At 35.7% G+C, this 21,976-nt stretch carries 14 protein-coding genes; 12 read left to right on the forward strand and 2 right to left on the reverse strand.

The genetic code is table 11. From position 1 onward, the window contains the following. The first annotated feature begins 1 nt into the window (after position 1). Together ACLBWW_RS22830 and ACLBWW_RS22835 are read left to right on the forward strand one after the other, a co-directional pair. Positions 2–1,159 (forward strand): exonuclease SbcCD subunit D, encoded by a 1,158-nt coding sequence (locus ACLBWW_RS22830; protein WP_048546668.1) that lies wholly within the window; start codon positions 2–4, stop codon positions 1,157–1,159. Then, a complete protein-coding gene (locus tag ACLBWW_RS22835) occupies positions 1,156–4,245 on the forward strand; it encodes an AAA family ATPase (RefSeq protein ID WP_447614256.1) in 3,090 nt (1,029 codons plus the stop codon). The genes ACLBWW_RS22830 and ACLBWW_RS22835 overlap by 4 nt, the downstream gene beginning before the upstream one ends. A gap of 117 nt (positions 4,246–4,362) precedes the next feature. Here ACLBWW_RS22835 and ACLBWW_RS22840 read toward each other — a convergent pair whose 3' ends face one another. Continuing rightward, a complete protein-coding gene (locus ACLBWW_RS22840) occupies positions 4,363–4,536 on the reverse strand; it encodes a hypothetical protein (RefSeq protein WP_001142748.1) in 174 nt (57 codons plus the stop codon). Between the two features lie 330 nt (positions 4,537–4,866). Here ACLBWW_RS22840 and ACLBWW_RS22845 point away from each other — a divergent pair, with 330 nt between their 5' ends. After that, positions 4,867–5,166: an ArsR/SmtB family transcription factor gene (locus ACLBWW_RS22845; RefSeq protein ID WP_000214798.1), complete on the forward strand. Its 300-nt coding sequence runs from the start codon at positions 4,867–4,869 to the stop codon at positions 5,164–5,166. A gap of 58 nt (positions 5,167–5,224) precedes the next feature. On the opposite strand, the gene ACLBWW_RS22850 is transcribed toward ACLBWW_RS22845, so the two are convergent. Next, positions 5,225–5,410, reverse strand: a complete 186-nt coding sequence (locus ACLBWW_RS22850; RefSeq protein WP_000646791.1) for a YkvS family protein — start codon at positions 5,408–5,410, stop codon at positions 5,225–5,227. 480 nt (positions 5,411–5,890) lie between these two features. On the opposite strand from ACLBWW_RS22850, the gene ACLBWW_RS22855 reads away from it, so the two are divergent. From ACLBWW_RS22855 to sfp, 9 genes are all read left to right on the forward strand, one after another. Next, positions 5,891–7,093 (forward strand): L-lactate MFS transporter, encoded by a 1,203-nt coding sequence (locus tag ACLBWW_RS22855; RefSeq protein ID WP_048546673.1) that lies wholly within the window; start codon positions 5,891–5,893, stop codon positions 7,091–7,093. A 644-nt stretch (positions 7,094–7,737) separates the two neighbouring features. Next, positions 7,738–8,523, forward strand: coding sequence for a 2,3-dihydro-2,3-dihydroxybenzoate dehydrogenase (gene dhbA / locus ACLBWW_RS22860; RefSeq protein WP_048546674.1), 786 nt, complete (start codon positions 7,738–7,740; stop codon positions 8,521–8,523). Between the two features lie 26 nt (positions 8,524–8,549). Beyond that, positions 8,550–9,749 carry an isochorismate synthase DhbC gene (gene dhbC, locus ACLBWW_RS22865; RefSeq protein WP_048546677.1) on the forward strand — a complete coding sequence of 400 codons (1,200 nt, stop codon included), beginning with the start codon at positions 8,550–8,552 and terminating at the stop codon, positions 9,747–9,749. 12 nt (positions 9,750–9,761) lie between these two features. Continuing rightward, entirely contained in the window at positions 9,762–11,387 is a 1,626-nt protein-coding gene (locus ACLBWW_RS22870; RefSeq protein ID WP_098123719.1) for a (2,3-dihydroxybenzoyl)adenylate synthase, read from the forward strand. Positions 11,388–11,408: 21 nt separating this feature from the next. After that, complete coding sequence (locus tag ACLBWW_RS22875; protein WP_048546679.1) at positions 11,409–12,302, forward strand: isochorismatase family protein; 894 nt, start codon at positions 11,409–11,411, stop codon at positions 12,300–12,302. A gap of 33 nt (positions 12,303–12,335) precedes the next feature. Beyond that, positions 12,336–19,493 (forward strand): amino acid adenylation domain-containing protein, encoded by a 7,158-nt coding sequence (locus ACLBWW_RS22880; RefSeq protein ID WP_447614257.1) that lies wholly within the window; start codon positions 12,336–12,338, stop codon positions 19,491–19,493. Beyond that, a complete protein-coding gene (locus tag ACLBWW_RS22885) occupies positions 19,490–19,714 on the forward strand; it encodes an MbtH family protein (protein WP_048546681.1) in 225 nt (74 codons plus the stop codon). The genes ACLBWW_RS22880 and ACLBWW_RS22885 overlap by 4 nt, the downstream gene beginning before the upstream one ends. After that, positions 19,714–21,156: an MDR family MFS transporter gene (locus ACLBWW_RS22890; protein ID WP_107134671.1), complete on the forward strand. Its 1,443-nt coding sequence runs from the start codon at positions 19,714–19,716 to the stop codon at positions 21,154–21,156. The genes ACLBWW_RS22885 and ACLBWW_RS22890 overlap by 1 nt, the downstream gene beginning before the upstream one ends. Before the next feature lie 58 nt (positions 21,157–21,214). Next, positions 21,215–21,964: a 4'-phosphopantetheinyl transferase Sfp gene (gene sfp / locus ACLBWW_RS22895; RefSeq protein WP_048546683.1), complete on the forward strand. Its 750-nt coding sequence runs from the start codon at positions 21,215–21,217 to the stop codon at positions 21,962–21,964. Positions 21,965–21,976: the final 12 nt, after the last annotated feature.

Raw genomic sequence — 21,976 nt, forward strand, 5'->3', positions numbered from 1 at the left:
TATGAAGTTATTTCATACAGCGGATTGGCATTTAGGAAAGCTCGTTCATGGCGTGTATATGACTGAAGATCAAAAGATTGTATTAGATCAGTTTGTACAAGCTGTTGAAGAAGAAAAACCAGATGCCGTAATTATTGCAGGGGATTTATATGACCGAGCAATTCCACCTACGGAAGCAGTAGACTTATTAAATGATGTTTTACAAAAAATAGTGATTGATTTACAAACACCAGTTATTGCGGTTGCAGGAAACCATGATAGTCCAGATCGTATTCATTTTGGAAGTAGTTTAATGAAGAAACAAGGATTATTTATTGTGGGACAATTTCAATTTCCATATGAGCCAATTATATTAAATGATGAATATGGCGAGGTTCACTTCCATCTCGTTCCATATGCGGATCCAAGCATAGTTAGACATGTTTTGAAAAACGAAGATGTACGTTCTCATGATGATGCGATGCGTATTTTTATGAATGAGCTTTCTGAAACAATGGATAAAGAAGCAAGACACGTATTTGTTGGTCATGCATTTGTAACTTCTGCGGGAGAAGCGGAAGAGAATACAAGTGATGCAGAACGACCACTTTCAATTGGTGGTGCTGAATACGTAAATAGTCATTATTTTGATAAGTTTCATTACACAGCGCTTGGACATTTACATCAAGCGCATTTTGTACGTAATGAGACAATTCGATATTCAGGTTCTCCACTTGCATATTCTATTTCTGAAGAAAAACATAAAAAAGGATATTATATTGTGGAACTGGACGAGCAAGGTGAAGCAACAATTGAAAAAAGGTTACTTGCACCACGTCGTAAAATGCGAACAGTAGAAGCGAAAATAGATGAATTATTACAACATCCAGTAAGTGAAGATTACGTGTTTGTAAAATTATTAGATGAAAATCCTGTCTTGCAGCCAATGGAAAAAATACGATCTGTATATCCAAATGCAATGCATGTTGAAAGATCTATTCAAAGACGAGAGTTCACAGAGTCAAATGAAGTAACTGTTTCAAGACATAAAACAGATGATTTATCGTTATTAAAGGCTTTTTATAAAGAAATGAAAGGCTTAGATTTATCAGAAGATAAAGAACGTCTATTTGTAGAAGTACTACAAACAGTGCAAGAACGGGAAGGTGAACGAGGATGAGACCGATTCAGCTAATTATGACAGCATTTGGGCCATATAAACAGAAAGAAGTAATCGATTTTAACGATCTTGGAGATCATCGTATTTTCGCCATTTCTGGGAATACAGGAGCTGGAAAGACAACGATTTTTGATGCGATTTGTTATGTGTTATATGGTGAGGCAAGCGGAGAAGAACGTAGTGATACGAGCATGCTTCGCAGTCAATTTGCTGATGATAATATGTATACAAGTGTAGAACTAACCTTTCAGTTAAAAGGGAAACGTTATGAAATAAAACGACAACTTGGACATAAAAAACAAGGGAACAAGACAATTACGGGACATGCAGTAGAACTATATGAAGTGATTGATGAAGAGAATGTTCCAGCTGTTGATCGTTTCCATGTAACGGATGTAAATAAAAAAGTGGAAGATTTAATTGGTTTAAGTAAACATCAATTTAGCCAAATTGTTATGTTACCACAAGGGGAATTCCGAAAACTATTAACATCTGAGACAGAAAACAAAGAAGAAATTTTACGTCGCATTTTTAAAACGGATCGTTATAAGTTAATGCGTGAGTTACTTGATCAAAAACGAAAACAATGGAAAGACGTTTTACAAGAAAAACAGAAAGAGCGAGAGCTATACTTCCGTAATGTTTTCAAATTACCAATCCGCGATGGAGCATTATTAGAGACATTGGTGGAACAAGAACATGTAAACACGCATCAAGTAGTAGAAGCATTAGAACAAGAAACAGATGTGTATAAGGCAGAGGTGGAGCAATTACAAGTAGAACAAGATGTTCAAACGAAGCAATTAAAGGATGCTGAAACACGTTTTCATGCAGCGAAATCCATAAATGAGAAATTTATAGATTTACAACAAAAGAATGAGAAATATAACACTTTACAAGAAAATCGTACAGTTATTGAAATGAAAGAAAAATCTTTTAAACGTGCGGAAGAGGCGAAGCGCTTATTACCATTTGAACAATGGTACGAAGAAGCAATGCAAAATGAGCAGAAGGCTGAAAGTTTATTAAAACAAATAATCGCTAAAAAAGAAAATGTAACGAAAAGCTTTGAACTTGCTCAGGAGAAATATGAAGCGGTAAAGAATAAAGAACCTGAGAGAGAAAATGCAAAAAAACTTGTTCAAAGATTAGAAGAGTTACAACCGATTATTGCATCATTAGCTGAGAAACAGTTGAATTTACAAAATGCAGAAATTCAAATAGGAAAATTAAAAGAAAGTATGCAAAACTTAGATCGACAATTAGAAGAGCATACAAATCAAAAACAGCTAATGTCTGATGAATTACAGCAATTAGAACGAGCACTTGAACAATATGTAGATAAAGTAGAAGAACTAACGAATATGCGAGAAGATGCAAAAGTTTTAAAGCAAGCATATGATGTATGGCAAGAAAAGCAAAAATTCGAGAAAGAAAAAGAAGCGGCATATAATAAGATGCGATTGGCAGTTAACGCATATGAAAATATGGAACGTCGCTGGTTAAGTGAACAAGCTGGTATATTAGCTCTTCATCTACATGATGGCGAATCTTGTCCAGTATGTGGTAGTACGAACCATCCGAAAAAAGCTACAGAGCAAAGTGATGCGATCGATGAAAAAGAGTTAAATGATTTAAGAGATAAGAAGAATATTGCTGAAAAATTACATGTTCAATTAGAGGAGAAATGGAATTTCTATCATCTACAATATGAACAGGTAATAGGGGAGGTTAAGAAGCGAGGCTATCGCTCAGAGGAATTAGTTGAAACATACAGTGCACTTGTTCAAAAAGGAAAACAATTAGCAACTGAAGTAAATACGCTAAAAGCGAGTGAAGAAACGCGTAAGCAAACTGCTGTGAATATAAAGAGTGTAGAAGAAAAAGTAGATGCACTTCAGAAACAAAAGCGTGAGGTAGAAACAGTACAGCACCGTATAGAAATGGAGTGTATGCAACTTCGTACGTCATATGAACATGATAAGAAAAATATTCCTGAAAACTTACAAACAGTCCAAGCTTGGAAAGTCCAGTTTGACCAAGCTATGCATGAACTCAAATTAATGGAGGACGAATGGAAGAAAGTGCAGGAAGCGTATCAACATTGGCAAAATGAAAATATACGTATTCAAGCAGAACAGGAAAGTGCTTCTAATCAATTTGAAAGTACAAAATTGAAGAAAGAAGAGACGTTTACGCGCTTTATGAAAGAGCTTGAGCAGAGCGGATTTACCGATCAAATTACGTATAAAGAAGCTAAATTAAGTGATATTGAAATGGAGATGTTACAAAAAGAAATCCAAAGTTATTATTCATCTCTTGAAGTGCTTACAAAACAAATTGAAGAGTTACATGCTGAATTAAAAGATAAAGAGTACATGGATATTACGGCGTTAGGTGAACACATAACAGAATTACAAATTAATCTCGATATAATAAAAGAAAAACGCCAACGTGCGCAAACTGCGGTAACGTATATTTCTGATTTACATGAAAACATTAGACGTATTGATGAGCAAATTCATGAGGAAGAAAAAGCGTTCCAAGAACTTGTTGATTTATATGAAGTAATGAAAGGTGATAACGAAAGCCGTATATCATTTGAACGTTACATCTTAATAGAGTATTTAGAACAAATTGTTCAAATTGCAAACGAACGATTACGTAAATTATCAAATGGACAATTTTATTTAAAACGAAGTGAACGAGTTGAAAAGCGAAATCGTCAAAGTGGATTAGGATTAGATGTATACGACGCATATACGGGCCAAACACGCGATGTAAAAACATTATCTGGTGGTGAGAAATTTAATGCATCGCTTTGCTTAGCGCTTGGAATGGCAGACGTCATTCAATCGTATGAAGGCGGTATTTCCATCGAAACGATGTTTATCGACGAAGGTTTTGGTTCATTAGATGAGGAGTCATTAACAAAAGCAGTTGACGCCTTAATTGACTTACAAAAATCAGGCCGATTTATCGGTGTCATTTCACACGTTCAAGAACTGAAAAACGCAATGCCAGCTGTATTAGAAGTAACGAAGCAGAAGGATGGGTGTAGTCAGACTCGTTTTGTGGTGAAGTAAGTTCAAGTGTAATTCAAAGTATTGTTTGTGATCTTCTAGTAAAGAACTTATGATAAAACAAATGCCGCCTCTTTTTAGAGACGGCATTTATTTGTGATTCAAAATTAAATAATTCACTTAGGAGTTATCTGTAGAAGGCGGTGTATTTTCCAATCGATTATAAGTCTTAAAGGCCGAAATTGCCGAGATAACACCACCGACTAAAAATAAAGCTGATCCACCGACCAAAATGATACGACTGACATATGTTTCGCGTGCTTCTTCAACTTCTTCTTGTAACATTGTTGGCATTTGAATTCCTCCTAAACAACATTTATTTTGTAGATAGTATATACAAATGCCTAAAATATGTTAAAATCACTGGATAGTATTATGAGGAAGTATATAGTTAGATGTGAATTGCTTGAAAAATCTTCATTATAAATATATGCTAACTTCACATAGAGCACATATTAACATTGTATTATGTATATGTACCAAATAAATAAAGTGAATTGTATTTCGTTCTGTTTTTAAACATTTAAAATTCTATTATTTTTATATAAAGGTTTCACATCGGAGTTTTAAATATTTTGGAAATAGATATAAATAAGAGAAATTCATATAAAAGGGGAATGTCTTATGACAACATATACGAGTGAAATGAGAAAAAGTTTAGTTTCAGAAGAAGATGTAGATATTTTAAAAATTATGGCTCACCCAATCCGATTACAAATTGTAAATGAATTAAGTACGAGAAAAACTTGTAATGTAACACAATTAACAGAATTACTAAATATTCCACAATCGACTGTTTCGCAACATTTATCAAAAATGAAAGGTAAAGTGTTACGAGCTGAGAGAAGGGGCTTAGAAATTTATTATCATATTAATAATTTAAAAGCGAGTAAGATTGTAAGTGTTTTAGGATATATAAACTAATGAAGTATTTTCATATAAAATAGCCGCTGCTGGTGAGCAGGGGCTATTTTTTGTTGTTTTATGTATTCGTATTTAAAATTTTATAGTTTTTATGATTTACAATCGTTCGATCAAATTCAAAAGTACCACCGCTTACATTTGTAATTTCAACTAAGACCGATTCAGTATAAAGTTTTAATACAGATCCTGTAATCTTTAAATTATTTCGTTGAAAAAGTATAGTATCCCCTACGTTTGCTTTCATAGTACCTCCTTATTAAAGACAGAAATATTTTTTTATTATATATATTAAACCACGTATAGATATATTAGTGAATATTTAGTTTTGTTTATCAATAAAATATTTTTTATTTTATAAAAAATAAAGTGCATCGTAGTATAAAAATAGTTTTTTTGGTTGTATAGGAAAATCAAAATTTTGTAATCTAGTTATGATAAAACTTGAGACATAATTTTTATAAAAAAAGATGATAAAACAGCTGTAAGTCGTATGAATGCAAAACATAATAATAGCTATTTACGTATTTAATAATTCGTTTTTTGTATTTCGTCCTTCGTTTTCTGTAACTGATTCCATATTTTTGACGCTCTATCTTGTAAGTGCTTACATAATCGGTAACATCTTATACAATGAAGGTGTTAAATCAAAAGAGGTGGTCAAAATGAACATAAAAAAAGAAAATTTAGCGAATAGCATTGAAATAGAAAGAGGAGGCGGAAAGGTATGAAAAAATCAAATGTTAATCCATGGCTTGTTGTCCTTGGTACAGTCATCGTACAAATGGGACTTGGAACGATATATACATGGAGTTTATTTAATCAGCCTTTAGTTAGTAAATACGGTTGGAGTCTTAACGCAGTTGCTATAACTTTCTCAATTACTAGTCTTTCCTTAGCGTTTTCGACTTTATTTGCGAGTAAATTGCAAGAAAAATGGGGACTTCGTAAACTTATTATGATAGCTGGACTAGCATTAGGACTAGGATTAATACTTAGTTCACAAGCTTCCTCATTAATATTGCTTTATGTACTAGCAGGGGTTGTTGTAGGTTATGCAGATGGTACAGCATATATCACTTCACTATCCAATTTAATAAAGTGGTTTCCAAAGCGTAAAGGTTTAATTGCTGGTATTTCTGTCTCTGCATATGGTTCGGGTAGCTTAATCTTTAAATATGTTAACGCACAGTTAATTGAATCAGTTGGTGTATCACAAGCGTTTATATACTGGGGTTTAATTGTTACAGCTATGATTGTAATTGGCGCTTGTTTAATCCATCAAGCTGCAGATCAAGGAGCAGTTCATGAAACAAAAACTCAGGAATATACAACGAAAGAAATGTTAGGCACAAAACAAGTATACTTATTATTTATTATGTTATTTACATCATGTATGAGTGGCTTATACTTAATTGGTATGGTAAAAGACATTGGTGTTCAACTTGTAGGGCTTAGCGCAGCGACAGCAGCTAATGCGGTGGCTATGGTTGCAATCTTCAATACATTAGGTCGTATTATTTTAGGACCGTTATCAGATAAAATCGGCCGTTTAAAAATCGTTACTGGTACATTTGTTGTTATGGCAGCTTCAGTCTTGGTTTTAAGTTTCGTAGATTTAAATTATGGTATCTACTTCGTATGTGTAGCAAGCGTAGCGTTTTGCTTTGGTGGAAATATCACTATTTTCCCAGCTATCGTTGGTGATTTCTACGGTATGAAAAACCATAGTAAGAACTACGGGATTGTGTATCAAGGATTTGGATTTGGAGCACTTGCAGGTTCCTTTATCGGTGCACTTCTAGGTGGATTCAAACCAACCTTCATGGTAATCGGTGTATTATGTGTCGTATCATTTGTTATCGCAATTTTAATTCAAGCACCTAAGCAGAAAAAAGAACAAGAAGAAGAGTATAGTAGCGTAGCATAAGTATATAAATCTTCTATCACACTATAAATACGAAAAAGCATCCTATTAAATAGGGTGCTTTTTTTATGAATGATTGCAAGGAGGTTATATAATCTTTGGGATTTTCGAGACAAAAAAGCGAGTGAAATACCCAATTGGATTATATTGGAATATTAAAAATGATACATTATATCCGAAATACGTATTAAATCTTAAAATATAAACAAGACATACATCAATAATTGCAAGATATATTTTCTCGGTATTTTCAGAAAAATGTTGAGAAAATATACACTTGAGTTTTTGATAAGGCTTTGTAAATGAAGGTATCTACAGTTAGTCTTCTACAAGTTTAAAAAGAGGAATATGAATTAAATGTGTAATGTAAGTACTTATTAATGCTTTTAGATGTAATTTTATTGAGAATCAATAAAATATTTTATCTGAAAAATAAAAATAGGTTGACAAGTTCGTTGAGAAAGATTATCATTTCGGTGTAAGAATGCTAAATGAAAAACATTATCAATGAATAATATTTTGATGAAAAGTACACTTGACCAATTAGTTTAGTAAGTGTATTATTTTTTACATCATCAATGATAATGAAAATCGTTATCATTGATGATGTTAAACTGGATTAATTTTTATATGAAAGGATAGAGGAAATGAACATAGGGGAATTTGATGGGAAAACGGTTTTAGTAACTGGTGCAGCGCAAGGTATAGGTAGTGTTGTAGCAAACATGTTTTTAGAAAGAGGAGCTACAGTTATTGGGGCTGATCAAACTGAAGAGGGGTTAAACGTACTCTTAAATCAAAATGAATTAAATGAAACACGTGTGAAAACGTTTCGTTTAGATGTGAGTGATAGTGCCGCTGTTGAAGAAGTAGTAGAACGGATTGAAAATGATATAGCACCGATAGATATATTAGTAAATGTTGCAGGGGTTTTACGTATGGGAGCGATTCACTCTTTAAGTGATGAAGATTGGAATAAAACATTCTCTGTAAATTCTACAGGAGTTTTCTATATGTGCCGAGCAGTAAGTAAATATATGATGCAAAGAAAGTCAGGGGCAATTGTTACAGTTGGCTCAAATGCGGCAAATACTCCGAGAATGGAGATGGCTGCGTATGTTGCATCAAAAGCTGCAACGACGATGTTTATGAAATGTTTAGGGTTAGAACTTGCAGCATACAATATTCGCTGTAACTTAGTTTCTCCAGGTTCTACTGAAACTGAAATGCAAAGATTATTATGGGCTGATGAGAATGGAGCTGAAAATATAATTGTTGGTTCTCAAAATACATATAGACTCGGTATTCCGTTACAAAAAATTGCACAACCTTCAGAAATTGCTGAAGCAGTATTGTTTTTAGCCTCTGATAAAGCGAGTCATATTACAATGCACAATTTATGTGTCGATGGCGGAGCTACATTAGGAGTTTAATAAAAAATTCAGGAGGTTTTAATACTATGAATGAACTTATAGCCGTAAAGGAACTGTCGGAAAAATTATTAGAAGATTATAAAACTGAATCTTCGTTCTTTTTTGCTTCACCAACTCGAACGATATTGACAGAAGGAGAGTTTACTACAGTAAAACATCATGATATTGAAAGTTTTACAGAACTTGTACAAGCGGTATTACGTAATGCAAAACAAGCTGGAAATCCGAATCCTATCGTTGTTGGTGCTTTGCCTTTTGATCGTAGAAAAGAAGTTCAACTTATCGTACCAGAACATAGTAGAATTACTGAGCGTTTACAGTTAGAGACAACAAATGAGATAAAACGAAATGAGAAACTGGCATTTGAAATGACGCCTGTACCAGATCCTGAAGTTTATATGAATGGTGTAAAGCAAGGGATTAAAAAAATACAGGACGGCGATTTAAAGAAAATCGTTCTATCCAGATCGTTAGATGTTGAATCTTCCGAAAAGATTGATAAGCAAAAACTTCTTCGAGAATTAGCAGAGCATAATAAGCGTGGTTATACATTTGCTGTGAATTTACCGGAAGATGAAAACGAGTGTAATAAAACATTAATTGGAGCAAGTCCTGAATTACTCGTTTCACGTAATGGTATGCAAGTTATTTCTAATCCGTTAGCTGGTTCAAGACCACGTAGTGATGATCCAGTAGAAGATAAGAGAAGAGCAGAGGAATTACTTTCTTCTCCGAAAGATTTACATGAACATGCGGTAGTAGTGGAAGCGGTTGCTGCTGCGCTTCGTCCATACTGTCATACATTACATGTTCCGGAAAAACCATCCGTTATTCATAGTGAAGCGATGTGGCATTTGTCTACTGAAGTGAAAGGTGAACTAAAGGATCCGAATACTACTTCTTTGGAATTAGCAATTGCTCTTCATCCTACGCCAGCAGTTTGCGGAACACCGATGGAAGAAGCGAGAGAGGCGATTCAAAAAATTGAGCCATTTGACCGTGAATTCTTTACAGGAATGCTAGGATGGAGTGATTTAAATGGAGATGGTGAATGGATTGTTACAATTCGCTGTGCTGAAGTGCAAGAAAATACACTTCGTTTATATGCAGGAGCAGGAGTTGTTGCTGAGTCAAAACCAGAAGATGAGTTAGCAGAAACATCAGCTAAGTTCCAAACAATGCTGAAGGCTTTAGGATTAAGAGATAATTCGCTGAATGAAAAATAGGGGGAAGAAATAATGTTATCAGGTTTCACGGAATGGCCAGAAGAATTTGCAAATCGTTATCGAGAAGAAGGATGTTGGCTTGGAGAAACATTTGGTTCGATGTTAAGAGAACGTGCTGAAAAGTATGGAGATGAAATTGCAGTTGTAAGTGGTAATATGCATATGACGTATAGTGAGCTTGATAAAAAAGTAGATTGCTTAGCTTCAGGTTTACTGAATTTAGGAATAAAGCAAGAGGACCGGGTTGTAATACAGTTACCCAACATTATCGAGTTTTTCGAAATATGCTTTGCGCTATTTCGAATTGGAGCACTTCCTGTTTTTGCACTACCTTCACATCGAAGCAGTGAAATTAGTTATTTTTGTGAGTTTGGTGAGGCGAGTGCTTACGTTATTTCAGATAAGGCTCTCGGCTTTGATTATCGAAAACTAGCAAGAGAAGTGAAAGAGAAAGTACCAACTTTACAACATGTAATTGTAGTGGGAGAAGAAGAAGAGTTTGTGAACATAAGTGATCTGTATATAGATCCCGTTCCATTACCAGCAGTTCAGCCAAGTGATGTTGCGTTTCTCCAATTATCAGGAGGGACAACAGGACTTTCTAAATTAATTCCTAGAACACACGATGACTATATTTATAGTTTACGTGTTAGCGCTGAAATTTGTAATTTAAATGCAGAAAGTGTCTATATGGCAGTTCTTCCAGTAGCGCACAATTACCCGATGAGTTCTCCAGGGACATTTGGAACTTTCTATGCGGGTGGAAAAGTAGTGTTAGCAACTGGAGGGAGTCCAGATGAGGCATTTGCTCTTATAGAAAAAGAAAAAGTAACGATTACAGCGCTCGTTCCACCATTAGCAATGATTTGGCTTGATGCTGCATCTTCCCGTAATAACGATTTATCGAGCCTAGAAGTGATTCAAGTAGGTGGTGCGAAATTTAGTGCCGAAGTTGCAAAGCGTATTCGCCCTACATTTGGATGTACGTTACAGCAAGTGTTCGGTATGGCAGAAGGGTTAGTAAATTACACGAGATTAAATGATCCGGAAGAAATCATTATTCATACACAAGGTAGACCGATGTCTACATTCGATGAAGTACGGGTCGTTGATGAAAATGATAACGATGTAAAACCTGGTGAAGTAGGTAGTTTATTAACAAGAGGGCCCTATACAATTCGTGGCTATTATAAAGCAGAAGAGCATAATGCACGATCATTTACAAAGGATGGATTTTATCGCACAGGTGATCTTGTAAAAGTAAATGAACAAGGTTACATCATTGTAGAAGGTAGGGATAAAGATCAAATTAACCGTGGTGGTGAGAAAGTTGCTGCGGAAGAAGTTGAAAATCATTTATTAGCACATGATGCAGTACATGATGTAGCCATCGTATCAATGCCTGATGATTATTTAGGAGAACGTACTTGTGCGTTTGTAATAGCTCGTGGACAAGCTCCGACAGTAAGTGAATTAAAAATGTTTTTAAGAGAACGGGGTATAGCGGCTTATAAGATTCCAGATCGAATTGAATTTATTGATTCATTCCCGCAAACAGGTGTTGGAAAGGTAAGCAAAAAAGAGTTACGTAAAGTCATTACGGAAAAACTTATTACGGTAAAACAATATAAAATATAAAAATTGGAAGGAAGTGATTAGATGGCTATTCCATCTATTTCAGTATACAAAATGCCAGTTGAATCAGAACTACCAAAAAATAAAGTGAACTGGACACCAGATCCGAAACGTGCGGTTCTTCTAATCCATGACATGCAAGAATATTTTCTTGATGCATATAGCGATAAAGAATCACCAAAAGTAGAACTTATTTCAAATATTAAGGTGATAAGAGAAAAATGTAAGGAACTTGGTATACCAGTTGTTTATACAGCACAACCAGGTGGACAAACGTTAGAACAACGTGGATTATTACAAGACTTCTGGGGTGACGGTATTCCTGCTGGACCAGATAAAAAGAAAATTGTCGGTGAACTTACTCCTGATGAGGATGATATATTCTTAACAAAATGGAGATATAGTGCATTTAAAAAGACAAATCTATTAGGAATTTTAAATGAACAGGGAAGAGATCAACTTATTATTTGCGGTATTTATGCGCATATCGGCTGCCTTTTAACAGCTTGCGAAGCATTTATGGATGGTATAGAGCCATTTTTTGTAGCAGATGCAGTTGCTGATTTTTCAATAGACCATCATAAACAAGCATTGGAGTATGCATCTAATAGATGTGCAGTAACGACATCAACAAACTTACTGTTAAAAGATTTACAAAGTGTAAAAAGTGATGAGAGTGAAGGAATCACTTTACAGGAAGTGCATGAACTAGTTGCACAACTACTTCGTGAGCCAGTAGAGAGTATTGATATTGATGAGGACTTACTAAATAGAGGACTTGATTCGGTCAGAATTATGAGTTTAGTAGAGAAGTGGCGTCGCGAAGGGAAAGAAATAACTTTTGCAGATTTAGCAGAACGTCCAACTGTTTCCGATTGGTACAGTTTACTATCTTCACAGACAGCACAGGTGCTGTAACAAATAGACTACATAATAAAGGGGTAGTAAAGAATGCCTAATAGTCAAAAGGTTCGTCATTCGTTATCATCTGCGCAGACTGGTATGTGGTTTGCACAGCAATTAGATCCGCTAAATCCGATTTATAATACTGGGGAATATGTTGAAATAAACGGAAATATTAATCAAGAAATTTTCGAATTAGCAGTACGTAAAGTTGTAACAGAAGCAGAAATACTACATGTTCGCTTCGAAGAGGATGAAATTGGTCCATGGCAAGTTATTGAAGAATTACAGTTTCATATGCATTTTATTGACGTTCGTAAAGAAGAAGATCCTGAAGAGACTGCTAAAATATGGATGAAAAATGATTTATCTATGCCAGTCGATTTGAAAACAGATAAATTATTTACTGAAGCACTTATTCAAGTTGAAAATAATCGTTTCTTTTGGTATCAGCGCATCCATCACATTGTGATGGATGGCTATGGATTTTCACTTCTTAGCCAAAAGGTAGCGAAAGAGTATACATCACTTATAGAAGAAATAAGAAAGAATGAAAAGCCATTTGGTTCTCTTGCAAAAGTTGTACAAGAAGATATGGAGTATCGTGAGTCTAAACAATTTCAGGAAGATCGTACTTTTTGGTTAGAAAAGTTTGCAGATGAACCGGATGTCATAAGTTTAGCAAAACGAGCGCCGAGAACATCAAATGGATTTTTACGAGAAACAGCTTATTTATCCAGTTCTAGCACGAAAACTTTACTAGAAGATATCAATGTTTCGTTAACAAATTGGCCGGAATTTATTGTCGCTGTAACAAGTATTTATATGCATAAATTAACAGGTGCAAATGATATTATTTTAGGTTTACCAATGATGGGGCGTCTCGGTTCTGCATCTATTTATACACCGAGCATGGTAATGAATTTAGTACCACTTCGTATTACAGTAACTCCAAATATAACTCTTGCGGAATTATTACAGCAAGTTTCTAAAGAGATTCGAGAAGTACGTCGTCATCATAAATACCGTCATGAGGAATTAAGAAGAGACTTAAAGTTACTAGGTGAAAATCAAAGGTTATTCGGGCCGTTAGTGAATGTGATGCCTTTTGATTATGGGCTTAATTTTGCTGGGAATCGTGGTATTACACATAATTTATCAGCAGGACCTGTCGATGATTTATCGATAAATGTTTATAAACGTTTCGATGAAAATGAGTTAATGATTCATTTTGATGGGAATCCGTTAGTATATAGTGATTCGGAACTAGCATTGCATAAAGAGAGATTTATGAATGTATTAGAATTAGTGATAAATGACTATGAAAAAGACGTGTCGATTGGAAATATAAACATTACTCTTCCAGAAGAAAATCATAAAGTTTTATTCGAATGGAATGAAACTAAGGAAGCTGAGGATCTAATCACTCTACCTTTATTATTTGAAAAACAAGTACAAAAAAATCCAAATAAAATAGCGGTTACGTGTAACGGAGTAGACCTTACGTATAAAGAGCTAAATGAACGGGCGAATGAACTAGCGCACTATTTAGTAGAAGAAGGAATAGGGCCAAATCAGTTTGTAGCTTTAGTATTTCCAAGGTCAATAGAGATGGTAGTTAGTATGCTAGCAGTTTTAAAGGCTGGTGCAGCGTATTTACCGATAGATCCAGAATATCCAGCTGAGCGAATAAATTATATAGTAAATGATGCAAAACCAGCTTGTATTATAACGCATTCATCGGTCGCATCAACTTTAGTTATAGAAAATGATATAAAAAAAATCGAATTAAATAGTGAAAAAATGAAACTAGCGTTAAACACATATTCTTATATGAATATACCATTAAGAAATGATGATTCACTTTTAAACCCAGCTTATACAATTTACACTTCAGGCTCAACCGGCAATCCAAAAGGTGTAATTGTTCCTATGAAAGCTTTAAGTAACTTTTTATTGGCCATGGATGATATGTTTTCGTTACATGAAAACGATCATTTATTAGCAGTTACAACATTTGCGTTTGATATTTCAGCTCTAGAAATTTATTTACCTCTTATTAGTGGTGCAAGTATAACAATCGCACAAAAAGAGGTAATCCAAGAACCTTCTGTGTTAACGGCATTGTTACAAGAGGAAAGAGTCACAATTATGCAAGCCACACCGACACTCTGGCAGGCGTTAGTAACTGAATATCCAGAAAGGCTACAAGGGCTAAATGTGCTCGTTGGTGGTGAAGCGCTTCCGGCCCATTTAGCAAATATATTAAAAGAATTAGGTTGCTCTATTACAAACTTATATGGACCTACTGAAACGACTATTTGGTCTACTTTCAAGAACATCGACGAAAATGAAATTGGTATACCCCCTATTGGAAAACCGATTTGGAGTACAGATGTGTATGTATTAGATGCAGGATTACAAACAGTACCGCCTGGAGTAATTGGCGAACTATATATTGCAGGAGAAGGACTTGCGAACGGCTATTTAGGAAAACCAGAGTTAACGGCTGAACGGTTTGTTGCAGATCCTTATGGAAAACCAGGGAAGCGCATGTACCGCACAGGTGATCTTGTGAAATGGCGTAACGATGGTGTGTTAGAGTACATGAGCCGCGCAGATCATCAAATTAAAATTCGTGGTTTCCGAATTGAATTAGCTGAAATTGAAATGGTATTACAACGACATGAATACATTCAACAAGCGGTAGTAATGGTACGAGAAGATCGCCCAAATGATAAACGAATCATTGCGTATATCGTTGTCGAAGGGAGTGAAGGGATTAACCTTTCAGAAATTCGTTCTTATGTTTCAGAAAGTTTAGCAAATTATATGGTGCCATCGGCATTTGTTGTGCTAGAAGAATTACCATTAACGCCAAATGGTAAGATTAATAGAAAGAAATTACCTGCTCCTGATTTTAATGAAATGAACAAGGAGAGAGTTGCTAGAAATCCGAAAGAAGAAATATTATGTGATTTATTTGCAGAAGTACTTGGTGTTTCTCGCATTAGCATTGATGATAATTTCTTTGAAATGGGTGGCCATTCGCTTCTTGCATCTCGTCTAATGGCAAGAATTCGTGAAACGTTAAGTGTTGAATTAGGAATAGGAAAACTATTTGAATCGCCAACTGTTGCTGAACTTGTGAAACAATTGGATCAAGCAAAAACTGCAAGACCAGCTATTAAGAAAGTAAGTAGACCAAATGAAGTTCCACTTTCATTTGCACAGCGCAGGTTATGGTTCTTAAATTGTTTAGAAGGTCCAAGTCCTACTTATAATATTCCATTAGTCGTTCGTATTTCTGGAAAGTTGAACGAGGAAGCATTGCAAGGTGCCTTTTATGATGTAGTTGAGAAACATGAAACGCTTAGAACGATTTTCCCTAACGTATTAGGTAGTTCCTATCAGAAAATTTTAGATATGGAAAATTTAAATCTAGAAATGATAATAACAAAAACATGTAAAGATGAATTAGAAAGTGTGCTTGTAGAGGCGGTAAGATATAGTTTTAACCTTGATGTTGAACCAGCAGTTCGTCTGCAACTATTTACAGTGAATGAAAACGAACATGTATTACTAATTCTATTGCACCATATTGTAGGGGATGGCTGGTCATTACAACCGTTAACGAGAGATTTTACAGCGGCATATAAAGCGCGATGTCAAGGTAACAGAGTTCAGCTAGAGACACTTCCAGTTCAATATGCAGATTATGCACTTTGGCAACAACAGTTGCTTGGTGATGAAACTACAGAAGAGAGTCTTATTTCAACACAATTAGAGTTTTGGAAGAAAGAGCTAGAAGGTTTACCAGATCAGCTGGAGTTACCTACAGATTACCAGCGTCCAATTGAAACGAGTTATCGCGGAGAAACAATTCATTTTCAAATAGATGCGGGTATGCATAGTAGGTTAGTAGAGCTTGCACGGAAAAACGGAGTTAGTTTGTTTATGGTGTTGCAAGCAGGACTTAGTGCGCTATTTACAAGATTAGGTGCAGGTACTGATATACCAATCGGTAGTCCGATTGCTGGAAGAAACGATGATGCACTCTCTGACATAGTTGGTTTATTTGTAAATACATTAGTGTTACGCACAAATACATCAGGAAATCCAAGTTTTAAAGAATTATTGAATAGAGTGAAGCAGTCAAATCTTGCAGCTTATGAAAATCAAGATGTTCCATTTGAACGACTCGTTGAAGTGTTAAACCCAGTACGTACTCGAAATAGTCATCCGCTGTTTCAAGTTATGTTAGCATTCCAAAATACGCCACAAGCAACATTTGATGCTCCGGATATTAAAGCAGACCTTGAAATCCAAAGTGTGGGCTCTGCGAAGTTTGATCTAACATTTGAAATTAGCGAGAGTAACGGAGTTCATGGTACGCCAGATGGCTTACACGGGTTACTAGAGTTTAGTACCGATTTGTATAAACGTGAAACGGTTCAACAATTAGTAGAACGATTTATTCTGTTATTGGATGATGCAGCGAAACATCCGGATCAATCAATTGGCACATTAGAAATTTTAACATTAGCAGAGAGAAATACAGTGCTAGAAAAGTGGAATGGTGGTTTTCAAATTGTACCAGAAATGACATTATCACAATTATTTGAAAAGAAGGTTTATATAAATCCGAATTCTATTGCTGTCGTCTTTGAAGATGAAAAGTTAACTTATGAAGAGTTGAATAAAAAAGCGAATAAAATAGCTCGATTGCTAATTGCAAAAGGAGTTGGTCCTGATCAACTCGTTGCTTTAGCAATGCCGAGATCTTTAAATATGGTTGTAAGCTTACTAGCTGTTCTGAAAGCGGGAGCAGGTTATCTTCCATTAGATCCAGATTATCCGTCAGATCGTATTTCATTTATGCTCCACGATGCGAAACCATCATGTGTGTTAACAAATTCAGATGTGGAAATTGAATGTGATGAGGAACTGAAAATTTTAGTTGATGATGTGAAGACAATAAAAGAAATTGAGAAGTATAGTGAAGATAATATTGATGAAATGGAGCGCATAAAGCCATTATCTCCTTCACATATTGCTTACGTTATTTATACGTCAGGCTCAACAGGTAGACCGAAAGGCGTTATGATACCTCATCAAAACGTAGTAAGACTTTTAGGAGCAACTGATCATTGGTTCCAATTTGACGCAGAAGATGTTTGGACGATGTTCCATTCATATGCTTTTGATTTCTCGGTTTGGGAAATTTGGGGCCCTTTATTATATGGAGGGCGTTTAGTTGTAGTGCCACATACTGTAAGTCGCTCACCGAAAGAATTTTTACAGCTTCTTGTTAAAGAAAAGGTTACGGTTTTAAACCAAACTCCATCAGCGTTCTATCAATTGATGCAAGCAGATCGTGAAAATGAAGAGATTGGCCAAAAATTATCTTTACGATATGTTGTTTTTGGAGGAGAAGCACTTGAGCTAAGTCGCTTAGAAGATTGGTATAGTCGACATCCTCATAACGCACCAAAGCTTATTAATATGTACGGTATTACAGAGACGACAGTACATGTTAGTTATATTGAATTAGATGAAACTATCGTCTCTTTACGAGCAAATAGTTTAATTGGGTGCAGTATACCTGACCTTAAAGTGTATGTGTTAGACAACTATTTACAACCAGTGCCACCTGGAGTAGTTGGAGAAATGTATGTTGCAGGTGCAGGGCTTGCGCGTGGATATTTAGGAAGAGCAGGATTAACGGCTGAACGCTTTATCGCAGATCCATTTGGAAAGCCAGGTACAAGAATGTATCGTACAGGAGACTTAGCTCGCTGGCGTAAAGATGGGACGCTAGATTATATAGGACGTGCAGATCATCAAATAAAAATTCGTGGATTCCGAATTGAATTAGGAGAAATAGAAGCGGTCATAATGAAGCACCCTAAAGTTGAGCAAGTAGCCGTTATTGTAAGGGAAGATCAACCAGGGGATAAACGGTTAGTTTCTTATATCGTTTCATCAAATAATGAAGCGATTGATACGAATGAAATGCGTCAGTTTGCTAGTGATAGTTTACCAGATTATATGGTTCCATACGCTTTTGTAGTAGTAAATGAGTTACCTTTAACTCCAAACGGTAAATTAGATAGAAAGGCATTGCCAGCTCCAGAATTTATCGCATCATCTTCTAGTCGTGGTCCAAGAACACCGCAAGAAGAAATGTTATGTGACTTGTTTACAGAAGTGCTAAGTGTACCTCAAATTGGAATTGATGACGGATTCTTTGATCTTGGTGGCCATTCACTCCTTGCAGTGCAGCTTATGAGCCGCATGAAAGAGGCGCTTGGAGTGGAACTAAACATTGGTACTTTATTTGCAGCACCGACTGTTGCAGGGTTAGCTGAAAGACTTGAGATGGGGAATGGTCAAAGTGCACTTGATGTGTTGCTTCCATTACGAGCAAGCGGGGATCAATTACCACTATTTTGTGTACATCCAGCAGGTGGGTTAAGTTGGTGCTATGCAGGACTTATGAAATCTTTAGGAACAGATTATCCAATCTATGGTGTACAAGCACGTGGTATCGCTAAAAATGAAGAACTTCCAAAAAGTTTAGAGGAGATGGCGGCGGATTACTTGAAACACGTTCGTGAAGTACAGCCTCATGGACCATATCGTTTATTAGGTTGGTCGCTTGGAGGAAATGTTGTGCATGCAATGGCGGCGCAACTACAAAATGAAGGGGAAGAAGTAGAGTTACTCGTTATGCTTGATTCTTATCCTGGACACTTCTTACCGAATACGGAAGCGCCTACTGAAGAGGAAGCGTTAATCGCATTACTTGCTTTAGGCGGATATGACCCAGATAACATGGATGGTAAACCACTTACAATGGAAAGTGCAGTTGAAATCCTTCGTAAAGATGGAAGTGCATTAGCAAGTCTTGAAGAAGAGACTATATTGAACTTGAAAGAAACATATGTAAATTCAGTAGGGTTGTTAGGGAAATATGTACCGAAAGTTTATAACGGAGATATCTTATTCTTTAGATCTACTGTTATACCAGACTGGTTTGATCCTATTTCTCCAAATACGTGGCTAAATTATTTAGATGGGCAAATTGTGCAGCATGATATTGACTGTAGACATAAAGATTTATGTCAGCCAGGTCCACTTACGGAAATTGGACAAGTATTAGCAAAATATTTGCAGAATAAGAAAGGGGTAAGTAGAGTATGACGAATCCATTTGAAAACGATAATTACACATATAAAGTATTAATAAATGAGGAGGGCCAGTATTCTCTCTGGCCTGTCTTTCTTGATGTACCTATTGGGTGGAATGTCGTACATGAAGAAGCTAGCAGGCACGATTGCTTACAATATGTTGAAAATAACTGGACAGATTTGAATCCAAAAAGTAATCAAGCTGGTGAAAAAATATTAGTAGGAAAACGATAATGAAAGCAAAAATAAATCCAAAAGTAGTTGTAAGCATCGTATATATAACAGCGATGTTTATGGCTGCGATGGACGCAACGATTGTAAATGTAGCACTGCAAACGATAAGTAGAGAACTACAAGTACCTCCATCTGCAATGGGGACGGTTAATGTTGGGTATTTAGTTAGTTTAGCTGTTTTCCTTCCGATTTCTGGTTGGTTAGGAGATCGATTTGGTACGAAAAGAGTATTTTTAATTGCTCTTTTCGTATTTACAATTGCCTCTGCTTTATGCGGAATGGCTAACGATATTACTTTATTGAATATTTTCCGTATCATTCAAGGTGCTGGTGGAGGGCTTTTAACACCGGTCGGAATGGCGATGTTATTTCGAACATTTTCACCAGAGGAAAGACCGAAGATTTCCCGGTTCATTGTACTTCCAATTGCTGTAGCACCAGCAATTGGTCCTATCATCGGTGGTTTCTTTGTAGATCAAATGTCTTGGCGTTGGGCATTTTATATTAATCTACCGTTTGGAATCGTTGCATTGCTATTTGGACTTCTATTTTTAGCAGAGCATGTTGAAAAATCAGCTGGTCGCTTTGATTCTCTCGGCTTTATTTTATCAGCACCAGGATTTGCGATGCTCATATATGCACTCAGCCAGGGACCATCAAAAGGGTGGATTTCTCCAGAAATTATGAGTACTGGGATAGCTGGGGTTGTATTCATTACATTGTTTATAATCGTAGAACTTAAAGTAAAGCAACCAATGTTAGATTTACGCTTATTAAAAGAACCAGTCTTTAGAAAAATGAGTCTTATTTCATTGTTTTCTTCAGCTGGTTTAATAGGAATGTTATTTGTTTTTCCGCTTATGTATCAAAATGTAATAGGAGCATCCGCACTGGAATCAGGTCTTACTACATTCCCAGAGGCAATTGGATTAATGATATCGTCACAGATTGTGCCATGGTCATATAAGAAATTAGGTGCTCGTAAGGTAATTTCTATCGGGTTAATTTGTACGGCGATTATCTTTGTTTTATTAAGTTTTGTAAATCACGATACGAACCCTTGGCAAATACGGGCATTATTGTTTGGTATAGGTATTTTCTTAGGCCAGTCAGTTGGAGCAGTTCAATTTTCTGCATTTAACAATATCGCACCGCCTTCTATGGGGAGAGCAACTACTATATTTAATGTGCAAAATCGATTAGGTTCAGCGATAGGAGTTGCTGTTTTAGCTAGTATACTAGCTGGTTTTGTAAATTACGGTGCACAACATAATGCTCATTCAGATTTCTTGCCATATCAAGCGGCATTAATTGGATCAGCAATATTTTTACTCGTAGCATTACTATTTTCTTTACGTATTTCTGATAAAGAGGTAATGTCAAAAAAGAAGAAAAAACCGTTACCTGTATTACAAAAAGAGAAAGAAATTGTAAATGAATAAGTTTGATAATGGTCTTTTGAAATAAATTGATATTGGTATTTAGAAGGAGAGAGTTTACATGATAGAAAGTAAAGTTGTAGATTCTATACCGATTTTGAATGAGAATGATTGTCAAATATGGTGGGGAAGAATTTCGGATTTACAATCATGGCATTACAATTTACTAAATGATGTTGAACGAGAGAAAGCAAATTCATATCATCATTCGGCAGATCGTGCTCGTTTTATAATAGGTTGTGTAATTAGTAGATTAGTTCTAGGTAAAATACTTTCTATGTCACCAGTTCAAGTGCCAATTGATAGGCTGTGCCCAGTATGTAAGTTACAACATGGTAGACCACAATTACCAGAGGGTATGCCGCAGTTATCGGTTTCACATTCGGGTGAGTGGGTTGTTGTTGCATTTACAAAGTCTGCACCTGTAGGCGTTGATATTGAACAAATGAATCCAAATGTAGATGTTATGAAAATGGCAGAGGGCGTATTAACAGACATTGAAATAGCACAAGTTATGAAGTTACCTAATGAACAGAAAATAGAAGGTTTTTTAACATATTGGACTCGAAAAGAAGCGGTATTAAAAGCGACAGGTGAAGGACTAATGATTTCACCAGTAGGTATTACTGTATCAGCTCCAAATGATCCTCCAAATTTGTTAGTTTTTAAGGATAGGCAAGAGTTAGTAGAAAATACAATGATGGAGAATATAAGGCCAAGTGCAGATTATATGGCTTCAATTGCAATATTTAGTAAAGAAGTAACTGAAATTACACAGTTAGACGCAGTAGCGCTTTTAAATTATAAATAAGTTAAATAAAAA

This window comes from Bacillus sp. M5A3_1b, assembly GCF_053345335.1.

Bases quoted from the DNA above. Each gene is read 5' to 3' on its own strand.
- ACLBWW_RS22830 (WP_048546668.1), top strand. From the start codon at position 2: ATGAAGTTATTTCATACAGCGGATTGGCATTTAGGAAAGCTCGTTCAT.
- ACLBWW_RS22835 (WP_447614256.1), top strand. From the start codon at position 1,156: ATGAGACCGATTCAGCTAATTATGACAGCATTTGGGCCATATAAACAG.
- ACLBWW_RS22840 (WP_001142748.1), bottom strand. From the start codon at position 4,536: ATGCCAACAATGTTACAAGAAGAAGTTGAAGAAGCACGCGAAACATAT.
- ACLBWW_RS22845 (WP_000214798.1), top strand. From the start codon at position 4,867: ATGACAACATATACGAGTGAAATGAGAAAAAGTTTAGTTTCAGAAGAA.
- ACLBWW_RS22850 (WP_000646791.1), bottom strand. From the start codon at position 5,410: ATGAAAGCAAACGTAGGGGATACTATACTTTTTCAACGAAATAATTTA.
- ACLBWW_RS22855 (WP_048546673.1), top strand. From the start codon at position 5,891: ATGAAAAAATCAAATGTTAATCCATGGCTTGTTGTCCTTGGTACAGTC.
- dhbA (WP_048546674.1), top strand. From the start codon at position 7,738: ATGAACATAGGGGAATTTGATGGGAAAACGGTTTTAGTAACTGGTGCA.
- dhbC (WP_048546677.1), top strand. From the start codon at position 8,550: ATGAATGAACTTATAGCCGTAAAGGAACTGTCGGAAAAATTATTAGAA.
- ACLBWW_RS22870 (WP_098123719.1), top strand. From the start codon at position 9,762: ATGTTATCAGGTTTCACGGAATGGCCAGAAGAATTTGCAAATCGTTAT.
- ACLBWW_RS22875 (WP_048546679.1), top strand. From the start codon at position 11,409: ATGGCTATTCCATCTATTTCAGTATACAAAATGCCAGTTGAATCAGAA.
- ACLBWW_RS22880 (WP_447614257.1), top strand. From the start codon at position 12,336: ATGCCTAATAGTCAAAAGGTTCGTCATTCGTTATCATCTGCGCAGACT.
- ACLBWW_RS22885 (WP_048546681.1), top strand. From the start codon at position 19,490: ATGACGAATCCATTTGAAAACGATAATTACACATATAAAGTATTAATA.
- ACLBWW_RS22890 (WP_107134671.1), top strand. From the start codon at position 19,714: ATGAAAGCAAAAATAAATCCAAAAGTAGTTGTAAGCATCGTATATATA.
- sfp (WP_048546683.1), top strand. From the start codon at position 21,215: ATGATAGAAAGTAAAGTTGTAGATTCTATACCGATTTTGAATGAGAAT.